This is a genomic window from Paenibacillus sp. 1-8, assembly GCF_056316205.1.
This window is the reverse complement of record NZ_CM149995.1, coordinates 3988701-4007036: the sequence shown is the minus strand read 5'-3', so window position 1 is coordinate 4007036 and position 18336 is coordinate 3988701. Positions and strand designations below refer to the sequence as shown.

General features: G+C 48.3%; 15 protein-coding genes. 11 read left to right on the top strand and 4 right to left on the bottom strand.

The window, feature by feature from the left end; genetic code table 11:
- From mltG to AC0WRU_RS18295, 6 genes are all read left to right on the top strand, one after another.
- Positions 1-1047, top strand: coding sequence for an endolytic transglycosylase MltG (gene mltG, locus AC0WRU_RS18320; protein ID WP_476125857.1), 1047 nt, complete (start codon positions 1-3; stop codon positions 1045-1047).
- An 11-nt stretch (positions 1048-1058) separates the two neighbouring features.
- Positions 1059-1988 (top strand): peptidase U32 family protein, encoded by a 930-nt coding sequence (locus AC0WRU_RS18315; RefSeq protein ID WP_476125856.1) that lies wholly within the window; start codon positions 1059-1061, stop codon positions 1986-1988.
- 32 nt (positions 1989-2020) lie between these two features.
- Entirely contained in the window at positions 2021-3352 is a 1332-nt protein-coding gene (locus AC0WRU_RS18310) for a peptidase U32 family protein (RefSeq protein ID WP_476125855.1), read from the top strand.
- Between the two features lie 223 nt (positions 3353-3575).
- Positions 3576-5825 carry a methyl-accepting chemotaxis protein gene (locus AC0WRU_RS18305; RefSeq protein WP_476125854.1) on the top strand — a complete coding sequence of 750 codons (2250 nt, stop codon included), beginning with the start codon at positions 3576-3578 and terminating at the stop codon, positions 5823-5825.
- A gap of 368 nt (positions 5826-6193) precedes the next feature.
- Positions 6194-6295 carry a YjcZ family sporulation protein gene (locus AC0WRU_RS18300; protein WP_476125853.1) on the top strand — a complete coding sequence of 34 codons (102 nt, stop codon included), beginning with the start codon at positions 6194-6196 and terminating at the stop codon, positions 6293-6295.
- Positions 6296-6449: 154 nt separating this feature from the next.
- Entirely contained in the window at positions 6450-8258 is a 1809-nt protein-coding gene (locus AC0WRU_RS18295) for a peptidoglycan D,D-transpeptidase FtsI family protein (protein ID WP_476125852.1), read from the top strand.
- Here AC0WRU_RS18295 and AC0WRU_RS18290 read toward each other — a convergent pair.
- Positions 8213-9367, bottom strand: a complete 1155-nt coding sequence (locus tag AC0WRU_RS18290; protein WP_476125851.1) for an AI-2E family transporter — start codon at positions 9365-9367, stop codon at positions 8213-8215. The two genes, AC0WRU_RS18295 and AC0WRU_RS18290, sit on opposite strands and share 46 nt — an antisense overlap.
- Before the next feature lie 269 nt (positions 9368-9636).
- Here AC0WRU_RS18290 and AC0WRU_RS18285 point away from each other — a divergent pair, with 269 nt between their 5' ends.
- Complete coding sequence (locus AC0WRU_RS18285; RefSeq protein ID WP_476125850.1) at positions 9637-11082, top strand: polysaccharide deacetylase family protein; 1446 nt, start codon at positions 9637-9639, stop codon at positions 11080-11082.
- A 93-nt stretch (positions 11083-11175) separates the two neighbouring features.
- On the opposite strand, the gene ilvD is transcribed toward AC0WRU_RS18285, so the two are convergent.
- From ilvD to AC0WRU_RS18270, 3 genes are all read right to left on the bottom strand, one after another.
- Positions 11176-12864 (bottom strand): dihydroxy-acid dehydratase, encoded by a 1689-nt coding sequence (gene ilvD, locus AC0WRU_RS18280; protein WP_476125849.1) that lies wholly within the window; start codon positions 12862-12864, stop codon positions 11176-11178.
- Positions 12865-13100: 236 nt separating this feature from the next.
- Positions 13101-13349, bottom strand: coding sequence for a KGG domain-containing protein (locus AC0WRU_RS18275; protein ID WP_476125848.1), 249 nt, complete (start codon positions 13347-13349; stop codon positions 13101-13103).
- Positions 13350-13524: 175 nt separating this feature from the next.
- Positions 13525-14559 (bottom strand): acyltransferase family protein, encoded by a 1035-nt coding sequence (locus AC0WRU_RS18270; protein ID WP_476125847.1) that lies wholly within the window; start codon positions 14557-14559, stop codon positions 13525-13527.
- Between the two features lie 316 nt (positions 14560-14875).
- Here AC0WRU_RS18270 and AC0WRU_RS18265 point away from each other — a divergent pair, with 316 nt between their 5' ends.
- The 4 genes from AC0WRU_RS18265 to mgrA all read left to right on the top strand — a co-directional run bounded on the left by AC0WRU_RS18265 (position 14876) and on the right by mgrA (position 18313).
- Positions 14876-15682, top strand: coding sequence for an alpha/beta fold hydrolase (locus AC0WRU_RS18265; protein WP_476125846.1), 807 nt, complete (start codon positions 14876-14878; stop codon positions 15680-15682).
- A gap of 16 nt (positions 15683-15698) precedes the next feature.
- Positions 15699-16478, top strand: coding sequence for an HAD family hydrolase (locus tag AC0WRU_RS18260; RefSeq protein WP_476125845.1), 780 nt, complete (start codon positions 15699-15701; stop codon positions 16476-16478).
- On the top strand, positions 16466-17209 hold the full coding sequence (locus AC0WRU_RS18255; protein WP_476125844.1) for an NAD-dependent protein deacylase: 744 nt from the start codon (positions 16466-16468) through the stop codon (positions 17207-17209). The genes AC0WRU_RS18260 and AC0WRU_RS18255 overlap by 13 nt, the downstream gene beginning before the upstream one ends.
- 84 nt (positions 17210-17293) lie before the next feature.
- A complete protein-coding gene (gene mgrA / locus AC0WRU_RS18250) occupies positions 17294-18313 on the top strand; it encodes an L-glyceraldehyde 3-phosphate reductase (RefSeq protein WP_476125843.1) in 1020 nt (339 codons plus the stop codon).
- Positions 18314-18336 lie beyond the last annotated feature (23 nt).

The window sequence follows — 18336 nt, the reverse complement described above, 5'->3', positions numbered from 1 at the left end:
TTGAAGCGAAGGACGACGTTAGTTACGTTGCTTCTGTTGATTGTGATCATAGCAGGCGGAGCAACTCTCTATATTTGGAATGCCATGCAGCCTGTCCAGACGAAGACGCAGCCGGTTGCATTTACAGTAGTGAAGGGAACGGGTACATCCGCTATAGCAGATACACTGGAGCAAAAGGGACTCATACGTAATGCGCTCGTGTTTAAGGCTTATCTTAAATTCAAACAGCAAGGCAGCACATTTAAGGCCGGAAAATATGAGGCTCAGCCCGGTGTTACCTTCGATCAGCTGATTGCCAAGCTCTCGGCAGGAGATGTTGTGAAAGAGGAAATGATCCGTTTTACGATACCGGAAGGATTTACGATCAGACAGATGGCTGATAAGCTGCAAATGGAAGGACTGGCAGACCGGCAGCAATTTTTGCAGCTGGCCAACGATCCGTCCGCTTTTGACGTCGCGCTCGTGCGGGACATTCCAAAGCAGGCGGGGCTTCGCTATGCGCTGGAAGGCTATCTTTTCCCGGAAACCTATGAGCTGAAAAAGGGCAGTACGACCAAAGATATTATACAGGCGATGCTGGAACAGACGCAAAAACGTCTGGATACCGTTCCCGATTTGAATGCCAAGCTGAAACAGCGGGGCGAAACACTGCATCAACTGCTGACGGTTGCTTCTCTGGTGGAGCGCGAGGTCGTTGTGGATAATGAACGGCCTGTCGTGGCTGGCGTTATTTATAACCGGCTCAAGCAGGATAAGAAGCTGGAAATTGACGCTACCGTTCAATATATGCTGGACAAGCAAAAGGAACGGCTGTACTACAAGGATTTAGCTGTAGAAAGCCCATATAATACGTATTTGCATCAGGGACTTCCACCGGGGCCGATTGCAAGCCCCAGTCTGAAATCAGTGGTGGCGGCTTTGCAGCCGGATGCTACGGATTATTTATTTTATGTGACCAAAAAAGACGGAACACACGGACATTTGTTTGCCAAGACATATAAAGAACATTTGCATAATATTCAGGTAAGCAACCGTAAGACAAATTAGGAGGTGAGCCTATGGCTTACAAACCCGAACTATTGGTAACTGCCAGCTCTCTGGAGGATGCCCGTCAAATGCTGGAGGCTGGAGCGAGCGCATTACTTATTGGAGATGACCGCTTTGGGATGCGGTTACCGGGACATTTTACACCGAATCAAATCCGTGAGGTTGTGGAAGAGGCTCGGAAGCATGCGGCCCAGGTGTATGTGTCCATGACCAATTTGATGACGAACGAGCTGTTGCCGTTTCTTCCCGAATATGTGCAGACGCTTGCTGAATGCGGCGTAGATGCCATTGAGTTCAATGATCCGGCCGTATTAATGGCGGTGAAGGAATACGCGCCTCATCTGAAGCTGTTCTGGAACGGTGAAATGATTTCCACCAACTTCGCAACCGCCAACTATTGGGGGGAGAAGGGGGCTTCGCGTGTCATTTTGGCCCGTGAGCTCAGTATGGACGAAATTACGGAAATGGTGCCCAAGCTGAACATGGAGGCCCAGGTTCAGGTACATGGCATGACCAATATTTATCATTCCAAGCGCAAGCTTGTACAAAGCTATATGCTGCATCAGGGACGTCCGGTGGAAGGTGATCTGGGCAGAGAGCGCGGCTTGTTTTTGATCGAAGCAGAGCGGCAGGACGAGAAGTTTCCGATTTATGAGGATATCAACGGAACACATATTATGAGCTCGGATGATTTTTGTATTATGGAGGACCTGCATATTTTGATGGAGGCAGGCGTGCACAGCTTTAAGATCGAGGGCTTGTTGAAGCCTACGGCTTATAACGCGGCGGTCGTTCGTGCTTATCGCAAGGCGATGGATACCTTTACAGCCGATTCGGACGCTTACGCTTATGATGAAAGCTGGCTGGATGAGGTTCGCCGTCTTCAAGATCCTGAACGGGAACTGTCCTTCGGATTTTTCTATAAAGAACAGGTTTATTAATTTGAAAATGAGTACACAGAGGGGGGAACGTCATGGGAACGATGACCAAAACGAGAAAGTATATGGGCAAGCGGAATCGTCTGGATAAGCCGGAGCTGCTGGCTCCTGCCGGAAATCTGGAAAAGCTGAAGTTCGCTATTCACTATGGCGCGGATGCCGTGTACATTGGTGGACAAAAATACGGTCTGCGATCCAATGCCGATAATTTCAGCTTTGAGGAAATGCGGGAAGGCGTAGAGTTTGCAAAAAAATATGGTGCCAAAGTTATTGTTGCTACCAACATTTATGCGCACAATGAGGATATTGCGGGGATTGAAGAATACCTGCGTAATTTGCACAAGGCGGGGATTCATGCTGTCATCGTCGCTGATCCTGCGATTGTATCTGTGGCATTGCGTACAGTGCCGGAGCTGGAAGTGCATTTGAGCACCCAGCAATCGACGTTGAACTGGCAGGCGGTAAAGTTCTGGAAGAATGAAGGATTACCGCGTGTGGTATTGGGCCGTGAGACCAGCCTCGAGGAAATTGAAGAAATTAAAAAGCATGTGGACATCGAAATCGAAGCCTTTGTCCATGGTGCGATGTGCTCTTCATTTTCCGGTCGTTGCGTGCTGTCCAATCACTTTACAGACCGGGATTCCAATCGTGGGGGCTGCTGTCAGTCCTGCCGCTGGAAGTACGATCTGTTTGAGGATGTCCGTCAAGACGAGGTGTGGATATCTGAGGAAGAGGCGCAGGATAGTAATGTGCTGAAGCAATTCCAGCTTGGTGTAAATCAGCTTCCATTGTTTGAGGAAAATGATAATGCTTTTTCCATGGGCTCTAAGGACCTTTGCATGATTGAAAATGTCCCTGATCTGATTGATGTCGGTGTGGATAGCTTCAAAGTAGAGGGACGTATGAAGTCCATTCACTATGTGGCTACGGTTGTAAATGTCTATCGTCAAGCGATTGATTCCTATATGGCTGATCCTGAAAATTATGTGCTCAAGCCCGAATGGATTGATGAAATTAACAAGGCGGCCAATCGTCCGCTGAATACAGGATTTTTCTACGATACACCAGATCATGAGGATCATATTTATGAGCCAGAAGAAAAAGCAGTCCCTTATGATTTTGCCGGACTGGTCATGGACTACGATGCTGAGAGTGGTATAGCTACCATTCAACAGCGTAACCATTTTAAACCGGGACATGAAATTGAATTTTTTGGTCCGAACGGAACGTTTTTTAAACAAACAGTCGGAACGATCTGGGATGAAGAAGGCAACGAACTGGATGCTGCCCGTCACCCGCTTCAACGGATTAAAATGCAGGTAGACCAGCCTGTATCTTATTTTGACATGATGCGTAAAAAGAAGTAATTAAGTCTTAAGTCTTGGATAAAAAGATTCAAAAGCCTCTCCTATCGGTTGGAGGGGCTTTTTTTTGAATACTTTTCTAGGAAAAAAGTTTCACAAAATTTAGTGGGAGTTGAAAGGAAAGCTACATTCCTTGTCGAATAGTTCCGATAGATATGATATAGATAATAGATACATAACGGATACGTGGATCAGGAAACTAATTATAGGGTGGTAGGTGAGAGAGATGGGTTTTTTGAAAAAAGAGGGGAATACAACGAAGAAGCAAGCAAAAAAAACGGCTATCATTAAAGGTATCAAGGGCAGCAAGGCGACAACGGCTAAAGGAGACAAAGCAGTGGAGACGTCTTCGAAGGTTGTTCCCTGGTTGGCTAAGGCTACTCGTGTAGGCGCATACAATTTAAAGCGCTTACTCAAGCCGGAAAAGTACAGTAAGGATTTTATGCATTTGGTCAAAAACTATAATCCGGTTCGTTCGGTAGGTATGAAGCTGTTTTTGATCTTTTTTACAGCGATTATGTTGTTTGTGATCAGTCTGGGAATGATTTCATATTATAAAGCCAAAAACACAATTGAACAAAATGCAGCTACCGCATACCAGCAAACGGTTCAACAAACGGCAGAGAAGCTGGATATCATTTTGGAACGCTTTCAAGATACCTCGACACAGGTGTTTTTTGATACTGAATTAAGTGATCAGCTACAAAAGGCGGCAAAGCAGGAGAAAAATTCGTTTGATTCGTTTGTCGCTATGGGTGAAGTAAACAAAAAGTTAACGAATATTGCATTTACAAACAAGGAAATTGATTCGCTTTATCTGTATCCTGAACAGACGGATCTGCCTGCTATGGGCACAGGAACACAAAAGGACGTACGACAGGAGGCATGGTTCAAGGATATTTTAAAAAATAAAGGGATCGTCTGGTTGCCTACACAATTAAATGAAAATGGCAGCAAGACGTTTCGTCTAGCTCGTTCCATGAACAGCATGTCCGGCTTGGGCGGTACTTACGTTCTGGTCATGGATTTGAAGTCGAGTGCCGTGGATGATCAGTTGAAGAGTATTGATCTGGGTGCGGGCAGTATGATTAGCCTTATTACACAGGATGGCGTTTTTATAGGCTCCAACATTGAGGCTCTGGCTGGAGGGAAACAAAAGCTGGATTACGTTTCACAGCTCCAGGGGATTGAAGGAAATCAAATTTTGGAGCAGTCAGCAAATGGGAAAGTGCAAAATGTACTGGCCGTGCATAATACGCTGGGCACCTCCAAATGGATTCTCCTGGGTGTCGTACCTGTATCTGCGCTGGTTAAAGATGCCGAAGGGATTTTAACGACGACCTGGATTTTTGCTACAGTGGCGGCACTGATCGCGTTGTTCATCGGTTTGTTTATGGTGCGCCTTGTGGCTCTCCCTTTAACGCATTTAAAGGATCTGATGCTGGAAGGAGCCAAAGGCAATCTGCAAGTTCGTACCAACTACAACGCGCAGGATGAAATCGGGCAGTTGTCTGTAAGCTTTGATACGATGATGGAGCAGATTACTTTGCTGGTAGATCAGACGAATGTTTCAGCCCAAGAGGTGCTGGATACAGCGACGGAACTCAGTGATGCTTCGAAGAAGACAGCCATCTCAGCCAAGGAAATTGCAGCGGCTACTGAGGAAATTGCTCACGGCTCCGCCAGTTTGGCGACAGAGGCTGAACGTGGCAGCGGACTGACCGGAAACATATCACAGCAAATGGATACGGTTATAGCTTCGAACCATGAAATGAGCAAGGTCGCACAGGAGGTTGAGCAATCCAGTGAACAAGGAACGGTTCAGTTGAAAAACCTTCTGGGTAAGACCAAGGTTACGGAGGAAACAACGCATGCGCTTGTGAGTAAAGTAGACAAGCTGAAGGAGACGACCTCCGATGTCTTCAAGGTGCTGGATGTGCTACAGGATATTGCGAAGCAAACGAATATTTTATCGTTGAATGCTACGATTGAAGCGGCAAGGGCCGGAACGGCAGGTCGCGGATTTATGGTGGTGGCCAATGAGGTTCGTCAGTTGGCTGAACAATCACGTCAAGCCATTCGCACCGCGACGGGAATTATTAATAACATCGTCGGCGAGATGAATGAGACGGTTCAGGCGTTATCGGAGGTATACCCACTGTTCCGACAGCAGATGGGAGCCGTACAGGAGACGACGGACATTTTCCAATCGGTACAGCAGCAAATGGGAGAATTCGCGCTTCGATTGGGCACGGTTACCTCATCTATTCAGGAGCTGAGCGAATCGCAGGCGATCTTGTCGGAGGCGATGACCAGTGTGAGCGCGGTAGCGGAACAGTCCTCCGCCACTTCGCAGGAAGTCGCTTCTCTCAGCATCGAGCAGGCAAATATCGGGAATCAGCTGGTAGGATTGTCTGATAAGCTGGAAGGGGTATCGGTCAATTTGAAGGAGCAGCTTTCACGGTTTACAGTGTAAGGACGTGCGTATCCATAAATTGTAGAGCTTGCTGGCGTTTGAGGATTATCGTGTTATATGAATTTATTGTTTACCCAGAAGCCCTTTCCTTAGCCAAGACCTTGCATAGCCTATACAGTACGTTAAAACAAAGGAGGCGTTCTTGTGGGGGAAATGGAAAGAGGCTTCGGAGGAGTGTGGACATCAATAGCTGCTATCCTGACACTGTTTATTTTGTTAGTGATCGTCTTGAAAACATTTCTCTTATAACATTGTGGGCTCTACTGCGTTGTACTGGTAGAGCCTTATTTGTTTGCCTGAATGCCCTGTCCTTGAGTAATCTTCTACATATGCTGAAGTGTACTACACATCAAAGGAGGGATCGAGCCATGGGTGGATTTGAAGGTGGTTGCGGCATGTGGACTTCTACGGGTGCAATTTTGGTACTCTTTATTCTGTTGGTTATCATCACTAAAGCCTGTTGGGTTTAATTCGTAAAGAATCGTGAAGGCAAGGTCAATAAACAACCACTCGGCTTCTCAAGCTTGAGTGGTTTTTCCTTTTCAACAAAATGATATGCCATATAGTATACAGATTGGAAAAAACAATTACAGGACATACTACTGGAAAAAAGATGAAAGAAGGATGCGTGTGCCGAGGCGTGGCAGCAATTTCATTCGAAAACGTCGAATTGCATATACGGCATTGAGCATTACGGCATTGCTACTCCTTTTGCTATTGCGGCTGGTCTGGATACAGGGGACGGCAGGTATCCACAGGTCCGCTTACGGAGGGCATTCGCTCAAGGAAATGTCTGTACGACAGCGACAGGAGGGAATTGCAATCGACTCGGGGCGGGGGCAATTTACGGATCGGTACGGACGCCCATTAACTGGGAGCGTGGCATGGACACCTGTGCTTTTTCCTGATGTGGACGGTAAAACAGCCCTGCACGGAGAACAGCTTGCCAAGCTGTTGCGGACAAACAAGAAAGAGCTGCTGGCTCGATGGAGGGGGCTGCAATCCCCGTTCTTATGGCGAGACGGGCGTGGAGAACCCCTGCAAATCAAGCCGGATGAAGCGGATAAATTGCTTAGCCTCGCACCTTCTCTGGTAGAGCTTGTCCCGTATTCGACACGCTACAACAATGTACCCAATGGCAAGCAGTGGCTTGGCTTCCTGTATGAACGACCAGACCGACCGGGTCAACTGCCGACCGGGGCAGCCGGGCTGGAAAGAACACTGGAGCCGCTGCTGAGCGGTGTCGGTGAAACGTTCGTTTCCCGGTTTGTGGATGCGCAGCGCCGTCCGCTGGCTCATGTGCCGTTACGGGTCAGTGTGCCATCCAATGATCACTATCCTCTACAGGTCCAGACGACAATTGATCTTCCATTACAGCAGCAGCTTGAAAAGCTGACGGAAACCAATCATCTGGAAGAAGGGGCAGCGGTTGTGCTGGATGCAGGGAACGCTGATGTACTGGCGATGGTGTCTCGTCCCTTTTATAACCCTGGTCGCGTCGATCCGCAGCAGACTACAGGCTGGTCTAATCGCGCCCTCAAGGCGGTGACGCCAGGCTCCATTTTCAAGCTTGTTACGGCGGCTGCTGCGCTTGAATCGGGGGTAGTCCAACCGAAGGAGCAATTCCATTGTCATGGGACCTATGGGAAGTATGGTTTGGCATGCTGGAAAAAAGAAGGACACGGCGCTCTGAACCTGGAGGAAGGGCTCGCCGTATCCTGTAATATTGTGTTCGCTCATCTGGGTGAACGGCTTAGCCCTGCCCAAATTCAGGCCACAGCCTCTGCGCTCGGATTAAGCCGGACCGTCGGCTGGCAGGAGCGGAATCTTGCAGGCATGTCGCAGTTCAGTCCGTTGGATCACGAAGAAAAGGGAGCCGTATTCGGCTCCCTTACAAATGTGACTGATCCGGGTGTGCGCGTCCAGACAGCTATCGGTCAGCGAGACGTGCTGGTCACGCCCCTTCAAGCCGCCAATCTCATCGTGACATTGCTGCATAATGGTCAGGTGCATGCTCCACGGCTGGTGAAGCACATCAGCTATGCGGACGGTGGCACGTTGCTGGATCTGCCAGCTCACGCTTCTCCATCACCCGAAGGGAGCCATCCGATTCACGCTTCCACAGCTCTTACGCTTCGCGAAGCGATGGAAAAGGTTGTAGCCCACGGCACGGGTGCATCCTTGCGTGGCAAGTCGTGGCATCTGGCTGGAAAATCGGGCACAGCTCAGGCTCTAAAGGATGGTCAAGCCGTGAATCACCAATGGTTTATCGGGTATGGCCCGGTGGAGCACCCTCGTTATGCCGTTGCCGTCCTGGTACAAAATGCGCCACAGCATTCTGCGAATCAGGCAACAGCACTGTTCGGTCAAGTGATGGACCTTTTAGCTCAATTTTCCTCGGTCCCACGAGAAGCTACACGATCTTCCTCCTGAATTTTGATGATAAAAGGAGGCTCCTCGAATTCTTCTGTCGGAAATCGAATCCATTGCTGCAAATAGCCTTGCTGCCATAATTCCTTCAGTAAAATGATCAGGATTGGAGACAGGATCAACCCGGCCAATCCGAAGATCGACAACGAGATGATGGCAAAGGAAAGCATCAGATAAGCGGATGAAACGCCGATGGAATTACCGGTGATTTTAGGCTCTGCGAGCTGGCGGACGATTACCGCAACTGCCATGACAATGAGTAGCCCTACAGCCAGGCCGGTGTTGCCCGTGATGAACAAATAGACTGCCCACGGAATAAAAATAACAGGTACACCCAGCAGGGGCAAAATATCAAACAAAGCCGCCACAAGAGCCAACGACAGGGCATTATCCACCTGCAAAATGAGTAAACCTATAAATACGAGAATAAAGGTAATCCCTACCAGCATGGCTTGTGCCTTTAGAAAGGCTGAAATTGCTTTGAGTACATGATTTTTCAGAAAAAGATAAGCGGTTTTAAGCGTCTTGGGTGTTTTACTACGGGCAATGCCCTTCCAGAGATTGATCTCCATACTTAAAAAGAAAGCTAAAATAATGGCAACTGCAAAGTTACCCATAAAGACAGTGAAGGAGCTGAGAAACTGTATGAAAAAGGATAACCCCAATTGTGCCCATTTGGTGGCAATGGCGGTCGCAGTTTCAAAATATTCGTTAACACGTTCGGTAATCCCTGGTGGCAAAGCAGCAATTTTATCTTGGGAAAGATGAAGATACCGCGTGAATTCCGTTTGGATAATTTGGGTATATTGTGGGAGATTTTGCGCCACTTTCGTAAATTGCGTAACGAGAATCAGACCCAATCCAAAAAAAATAGCGAGTAAAAGGATGATAAACAGCAAAACGGAGAGCGCGGAAGCGAAGGGCTTCTTCATACCTTTGCGGTTGAAATAACGGGCCACAGGCTCAATGCACCAAAACACAACGAACGACAGGAACACAGGGGCTGCGAGTTGATACAGCTTACTGGATACGAGCATAATTAAATACACGGTTAATACAATCAGGCCGATATCAAAAACGGTCCGCCAATATTTTTTATACAATGGTAACATATGTATATAACGACTCCTTTAAGATTTTTATCTATTGTACACTAAATTGGATCTCAATGCGCTTGTATAGGTGTGCAAAGTACAGAATCAAGAGCAGCAGTATAACCGCCTAGAGCAGCATCGGGTTAGACCAGTAATTGATTGTTATGCTCAAGAAAGAATGCAGCAAAATCTCGGCACGCTTACGTCTTTGTGATAACATATAAGTAAGTGAGTTTTCCTCAGGAAGCCTGCTTGGTAGTCCAGAAATAGAAAAGTGGGGATAAAACGTGCAGACTTTGCTGTTATGGATGTTTTACATTTCAACTTTTTATGCTTTTATTCCGGCGCTGGTCAGTCGAATGTTTGGATTCCGGGTGTTCCGGCGGGGCAAAAGTGAGCAAGAGTATGCGCTCACCTTCGATGATGGTCCTGATCCGGTGTATACCCCGCAGTTGCTTGATTTGCTGAAACGTTTTGATGCCAAGGCTACTTTTTTTGTTGTAGGCATGCATGCGGAAAAACACCCGGAGCTTTTGAAACGCATGCATGACGAAGGTCACTTGATCGGTATTCATAATTATGTGCACAAATCGAATTGGCTTATGCGGCCCGTCACGGTCAGAAGACAGATTGCCCGGACAGAGGCAGTGATTCGCCGGGTAACCGGGGAGGGAACGACCTTTTACCGCCCACCATGGGGAATTGTGAATTTCTTTGATATTTCCAACTCGAATGGTCTCCGAATCGTATTATGGTCCTCCATGTTCGGGGACTGGAAGGCAAGCATCGAAGCAAAACAGTTGGCTGAGCGGATGCTCAAAAAACTGAGGGGTGGCGAGGTGATGCTGCTCCATGATTGTGGTACAACATTGGGGGCAGACGCAGGTGCTCCGCAAAATATGCTGATTGCGCTGGAGAAGCTGCTGGTGGTTGCCCAAGAACGGAAGCTGCGCAGCGTACGTGTCGATACTTTATTTTGTCGTCAGTCTGCCAGCAGACCTGCTACGACCGAAATATCCAGTACGGGCTGGTTTAAAAGAACGTTGGTATTCGGATGGTTGCTGTATGAGCGGCTATTTCACGCCTTGTTCCGTTTGCGTCCGGTGCGCAAGGAGGATACGATCTTTTACTACCGTCGAAGTATCTATCATGGGCCAAATGTGAATATGGAGAACGGCAGATGGCTGGAAAAAGGGGACGCCATCGTCGAGCTACATTTTGATAATAAAATGCTGTTTCAATTAGGCACAACCGCCAAGTCTATGGTGCATTTGGCTATTCAACTGATTCGGATTGTTAAACGACAGCTTCCTGATCTCGCTTGCCGAATTGCAGATGATCCCAAAATGAACGGTATTAAGGCCATCTATGCAGTGAGTATGATTAACCGGGGACCGGAGAAGCTGGGTTTCCAGATACGAGATCTTCCCAAGGGACTGTTCAGGATAGTGTCAACCCTATATTTAAAACTGTTATTTAGTGTTATGCATCCTTCCGGCCCAGAGCAGTTGAATGAAAAAAGGGACGTTATGGTGCCAAAGATGATTGTGATGCCGATTGATACTCTGTTTGACCGTTTTTGGACAGGAGATTCATACCATACGGGTCAAGGCCAAAGCACAACAGATTCACGGGACGCTGCTCATGTTCTCCACAGCGGAGTGACCGATGAAGCTAGCCCTATTCAGGATACGGTCAGTGCCTCATCAAGTAGCGGATACGAGATCAAATAGTTGAATTAACGCTAAAAAAGCCTCCCAACCCCTGTGATCAGGGTGTTCAGGAGGCTTTTGTTTATTCGTTTTTAAACCATATCATAATAAGGATTAGATTTTCATAATACCGCCGTTGCTTGCATTGGTCACCAGCTTGGAGTAGCGCGCCAGGTAGCCTGTTTTAACCTTCGGTTCGAAGCCTTTCCAGTTTGCGCGACGACGTTCAAATTCTTCATCACTAATTTGCAGTTCAATCGTACGATTGTTCAGATCCAGCTCGATAATATCCCCGTCCTCAACAAAAGCGATAGGGCCACCTTCTGCTGCTTCGGGGGAAATGTGACCGATGGAGATACCACGGGATGCGCCTGAGAAGCGTCCGTCTGTGATCAGACCGACCTTGGCACCAAGTCCCATACCGACGATTTGCGAAGTTGGAGCGAGCATTTCAGGCATACCCGGTCCACCTTTAGGACCTTCATAACGGATAACAACAACGTGACCTTCTGCGATTTTACCGTTTGCGATGCCAGCCAGCGCATCTTCCTGTGAATCAAAGCAGATGGCAGGGCCTTTGTGATAGCCACCAACAGACGGATCAACTGCACCGACTTTAATGATGGAGCCTTGCGGTGCCAGATTACCGAACAATACAGCCAAACCGCCGCGTTCGGAATGAGGGTTGTCCAGCTTGTGGATAACATTGGTATCCAGAATTTCCTGCCCCTCTACATTTTCACGAAGTGTTTTTCCGGTTACGGTAATACAGTCACCATGCAGCGCGCCCGGTTTCTTCAGAAGTTCATTCAACACTGCGCTTACGCCGCCTGCATTATGAACATCCTCGATATGATAGTCGGAAGCAGGTGCTAATTTGGACAAATGAGGTACGCGGTTCGCCACTTCATTAATCCGTTCGATAGGGTAGTCTACTTCAGCTTCATGAGCCAGTGCCAATGTGTGCAATACTGTATTGGTAGAGCCACCCATTGCCATGTCCAGCGCAAATGCGTTGTCAATAGCTTCTTTAGTCACGATATCACGCGGTTTCAGGTCCAGCTTGATCAATTCCATCAATTGACGTGCAGATTGTTTGACGAATTCTTTACGTTCTTCCGCTACTGCGAGAATGGTGCCGTTACCAGGCATAGCCAGACCCATCGCTTCTGCGAGACAGTTCATGGAGTTCGCTGTGAACATACCTGAGCAAGAGCCGCAAGTTGGACAGCCGTATTGTTCTAATTCCAGCAGGCTTTGATCGTCGATTTTACCAGCCTGATATGCACCTACGCCTTCGAAGACGGAGGTCAGGGAGATGGAGCGCCCGTTCTTGTCTTTACCAGCTTTCATGGGGCCGCCGCTGACGAAAATAGTCGGAATGTTCACGCGCAATGCGCCCATCATCATGCCAGGGGTAATTTTATCACAGTTAGGAATACAAACCATGCCGTCAAACCAGTGAGCGGAAACGACAGTTTCCAGAGAGTCGGCAATAATTTCACGGCTCGGCAGAGAATAACGCATACCGATGTGTCCCATGGCAATACCGTCATCTACACCGATGGTGTTAAACTCGAAAGGTACACCGCCTGCCTCACGAATGGCTTGCTTGACAATTTTGCCGAATTCCTGCAAATGGACGTGACCCGGTACGATATCAATATACGAGTTGCATACCGCAATAAACGGTTTGTCAAAATCTTCTTCCTTGACACCCGCTGCGCGCAGCAAGCTGCGGTGAGGAGCGCGGTCAAAGCCTTTTTTAATCATATCGGAACGCATTTTCGTCTTAGCTGTCATGATGCTGGTTTCCCCCCAAAGTATAAAAATAGTATGGCGTTCAATGGACGCCGTAATAGCGCAGATGTTTTCTAAAGAGTCTATCATAGATGTGAGCTTTTTTCTACATATATAGAAAGTAATCGATTGGATTTTTGTGATGTCGGCCAAATATGAAAAAGCCCACTCCGCAATAAGCGGGATGGGCGTGAGCTTGCTTTTAAAGTGATGAAGGGTGTTTTATGTGGTACTGCACATTAATTTCTGCCGCCTTTGCGTCCAATGCCCCTGTAAAAATCTTTGTCATGGGACTCTGCCGTAGCATCGCCGCCGCGTTTACCAATTTCCTGATAAAATTCTTTATCATGGGAGTTAGCAGTGGCTTGACCGCCTTTTTTACCAATCTCCTGGTAAAATTCCTTATTGTGCTTCTTGGATGTAGCTTCTCCACCCATACGACCTGCCTCTTCGCGACTCATTTTACCCTGATCCTGATTACGTGCCATGACAAATCACTCCTTTATGAAAAGTTGTTTTTTGTTGCGCGCATCCTTTACTTACCACATCACGCCTTGATGAAACAGGCCCTTTGCTAAGTAAAGAGGGTCAGGGTCCGCCTGATTTTTCGTCTAATAGTGGATTGTCGCGTGCAGATACTTGAATCAGAATGGACATAAAAAGTTATGCGGATCGTTTAAAAAGGTAAGGAGACGGTTTAAGCATCCAGTCGACCCGTGGCTCAATTAAAGGATGTGTTGCATTCCGCACCCAAGGCAGAGTCAGCAGACAGCACAGACCCGCAGCACACGCTACAATCAGCATCACTTCTATCGGAGTGTCTATATAATCGTAAATTCCCTTGGCAACAGTGGTGCGGACAATCAGACCGTGAAGTAAAAAGACGTATAATGTCCGCCGCCCCATTTCAGTTATACGTCCAGTGACGGCTGGAACAAAGCTCAGAAACGCAATGGCCGCTATGAATTGCACTCCGTAAAGGCCAATGCGGTAAATCCCCGCATACCATTCGGTATGGCCCAGTTCACTATAAGTCATGCTGCCATACAGCCAGCCTGCCGGAATGCCGTAGTATGACGTTCCCGCCAGTACCATAAGCAGAAGGGATACAACGCCTGCGATCACACGAACTGGAGTCGTGAAGAAGCGACGAACATCTGCATAATGCAGATGATACCCTGCTACGAAAAAGGGTAAATAAACAAAGGTTCTGCTTATGCTGAGCCAGATGCCATCCACTGGTAGATACCCGACAAGGATACCCAGCAGCACGGAGATACCTATTTGGACAACAGGCGGCATTCCCTGGAAAGCAAGCATCATCAGTCTCCAGCAAATATGACTGGCAAGGAACCAGAGCAACAAATAAGGTGCAAAAAAAGAATGATGAATATGAGGGACATGGAAGAGTACAGCATCCAATATTGAATAGAGGGTTTGGAAAATAAGATATTGCATACCGATCTGAAGCAAGACTTTCCGGCCTGCGGACCCAACTAACGATGTTTTGGCAAAGTATCCTGTAACGAGCACGAACAACGGCATATGAAACATGAATATCCAGCTAAACCATTGTTGGGCGATGTGAAGCGAGCCGACCAATGGCTCCAGAGCATTGCCTGCAAATACGCATATGATCAGCATAAAGCGCAAATTGAGAAAGAAGCTTTCTCCTTGTATGTCATGGCTTGTCGTCATGTAATTCCCTCCGAACGGCACTCAGCCGAGTAAACTCTGTATAAAATAATCCTTACAAGGAACAAGGTACGATACTCTGAGCCTTATCATTGTGATTTTATTCACAACAGTAAGCGCTATCATGTCCTTAATATGTGGCGGAAGCTTGAACAGGGGGAAAAGACAGGGCTAATGTCTGGAAATGTCTTCTTATTTGACCCTGTGTGCGCAACGATGGTACCCTAACAAGGCTATAGATAAGCTGATTTGCGCAGCAAAAAAATTTCATCCACAAGTCATGAATCACGAGGTAAGAAATACGAAAGGAACATTTAAAATGAGAAGAAGAACGAGAAGATCATACAGCTCATATGGGACACGCGGTCCCCGGAAAATATGGAAAATTCTTTTGGGTATCCTGATTGTCATTGTGCTAATCGCAGGCTGGGGAGCATGGAAGGTATTAACGCCCTATCAGCCTGACAACACGGCCACTGCGGCATTAGCAGAAGCAGCCGATGCTGTAAAGGTGAACGAACAGGAGCATTGGGTTGGTTTTGAGCCTGCAAAAAGAAATGGTGCTGGAGTTATTTTGTATCCGGGTGCGTTGGTGAAGCCCGAAAGTTATGCTCCTTTGGCCCGCCGTCTGGCGGAAAAGGGTCATCATGTGATCATTGCAAAAATGCCGCTGAATCTTGCATTGACTTCCCCGGATTTGGCGGGTGAGGTACTGAAGGCATATCCGAAAGAAGCTTTTGTGATTGGAGGCCATTCGTTAGGTGGTGTTATAGCAGCCCGTTATGCCGCTGCACATCCCGATCAGGTCAAGGGCGTATTTTTCCTTGCTTCCTACCCAGACAATAAGGGTAATTTGAAGGATAAAAATCTGCCGGTCATTTCCCTGCTTGGAAGTGATGATGGAGTTATTAAAATGGAAAGTGTTCAGAGTGGAAGAGCTTATCTACCAGCCAATACGCTGTATTTTACAGTTGAGGGCGGCAATCATGCCCAATTCGGCAGCTACGGAGCCCAAAAGGGGGATAACCCAGCGAAAATTAGCCCAGCCGAGCAATGGAATCAGACGGTTTCAGCCTTGCAGGACTGGATGAAAGAGAGTGTAGATTCAGCTCCAAAAAAACAGTAATGAGGAGGTGGGCTGCATGTCTGAGTTAGTCGTTCAGGGACAGCGGTTTCCATGCCGTGGCATTTTATTGGACAAGGATGGCACACTGCTGGATTTTATTCAGTTGTGGGGTCCCTGGGCCCGTTCTATACTGGAGATGCTGGAACAGTATCTTGCCGTGGCAGGTACAGATTTTACGGTGGAAAAAGGCAGCATTCTGGGTACGATCCACGACCCTGAGGGGCACGTGATCGGCTATGATCCTTCCGGCCCGCTGGCGATGGGGACAGTGGATGAAAGCACGGGCGTACTGGCTTGGCAGCTTTATACTGCCGGTGTACCATGGAATGAAGCAGTAAGGCTGGTTCGGGATTTTAACAAAACGGCGATGGCTGATGTGCGGCGACATCGGGCAGCGAAGGTGTTTCCGGGCTTACGGACGCTACTGGAGCAAAGCCGCCGTGCCGGATTGAAGCTGGCAGTTGTGACCTCTGACAGTACAGAGGCTGCGCAGGAGCACCTGGAGTGGATGGGGCTGACGTCATATTTTGACGAGGTCATCGGACACGACAGGGTTACATACGGTAAGCCGGACCCGGAGATGGCTGAAAAAGCTTGCTCCTTGCTGGGACTGTCACCAGCGGATGTAGTTGTCATCGGAGACAGCAACGGGGATATGCAGATGGGCAAGCGTGCCGGGGTGCGGCGGGCCATCGGATTTGCGCCAGAGCCGGAACGTTCCGGTCATTTGCTGGATGCGGACATCATCGTCCACGGATATGAAGAGCTGGAGGTGCGTGAAACATGGACAAAGTAAAAACGTTGGCTGATTGGATACAGCAATCACAAAACATTGTTTTTTTCGGTGGGGCGGGTACGTCGACGGAGAGCGGTATCCCGGATTTTCGTTCGGCGGCTGGTCTGTATCAGAGTGAGGAAAAATTGCCTTATCCCCCGGAGGTTATGCTTAGCCGTTCCTTTTTTGTGAAGCATCCTGAAGTATTCTTCGGCTTCTACCGGAGCAAAATGCTGCATCCGGATGCAGAGCCGAACGGCTGCCATCGTTTCCTTGCGTCACTGGAACAGCAAGGCCGCCTCAAAGCAGTCGTGACGCAAAACATTGACGGCTTGCATCAGGCCGCAGGCAGTGTAAATGTGCTGGAACTTCACGGCTCGGTGCATCGCAACCATTGTATGGAGTGCGGGCGCTTTTACAGTCTGAACGAAGTGATGGACAGCTCCGAGGTAGTGCCCAAATGTCCGGTAGATGGTGGGATTATCAAACCGGATGTCGTTTTATACGAGGAAGAGCTGGATCAGGATACGCTTGTCCGGTCCATTCAGGCTATCTCGCAGGCCGATCTGCTGTTAATTGGAGGAACCTCGCTGACGGTGCATCCTGCGGCGGGGCTGATTACTTATTTTCACGGTAAACATACGGTGCTGCTCAATACAGACCCCACCTCGTATGATCACAAGGCGGATCTCCTGATGACCGATCCCATCGGCAAGGTTATGGGAGAACTCGGAAATCAATTGGGTTTGTAATCGTTTTCTTGTCAACGACCGGATAAAAGCGCTATGATGATGTTGTAATGGACATAACATTGTTTCGAGAGAGGCTGGGATAGCATGGTTTATTTGGCTGGCGATGATCGTTATGAAAGCATGAAATATAACCGCACAGGGAGATTGGGCCTTAAGCTTCCTGCCATTTCACTGGGCTTGTGGCACAATTTTGGCGGGATTAACAATGCGGAGAACGGTCGTAACATGGTTACCCGCTCCTTTGATCTGGGGATTACGCATTTTGATCTGGCCAATAACTATGGTCCTCCTGCCGGTTCGGCAGAGGAATTTTTCGGACAAGTGATGGCTAGTGATTTGAAGCCGTATCGGGATGAGATGGTCATTTCGACCAAGGCGGGTTACTATATGTGGCCGGGACCTTATGGTGAATGGGGCTCACGCAAGTATGTGATATCCAGTCTGGATCAGAGCTTGAAGCGGCTGGGGCTGGATTATGTCGACATATTCTACTCCCACCGCTTTGATCCTGATACGCCGCTGGAAGAAACAATGCAGGCTCTGGATCATATCGTACGTTCCGGCAAGGCGTTGTATGTGGGCGTGTCTAATTATAGTGCGGAGCAAACGGCAGAAGCCGCTCGTATTTTGAAGGAACTGGGAACACCGATGCTGATTCATCAGCCAAAATATTCTCTGCTCGACCGCTGGATTGAAAACGGCTTGCAGGATGTGCTGGACGAAAATGGGATCGGCAGTATTGCCTTTTGCCCACTGGCTCAGGGATTGCTGACCAATAAATATTTGAACGGAATTCCCGAGGATTCACGGGCGGCGAGTACGTCTGTTTTCTTAAATGAGAACCATGTGACGCCAGAAATGCTCCGTAAGGTGCGCGCCTTGAATCAGATGGCGGCTGCACGCGGACAAAGCTTGGCCCAATTTTCACTTGCCTGGTCTCTGCGCGGCGGTCGCTTAACCTCTGCTCTGATTGGGGCAAGCCGTGTGAGCCAAATTGAGGAAAACGTTGCTGCCTTGTCCAATCTGGACTTTTCACAGGAAGAGCTGGATCGGATTGATTCGATTCTGAATGCCGGGAACGGACAGGACGGCGGCACAGCATAAAGCCCAAAAGCTATTCCATCATC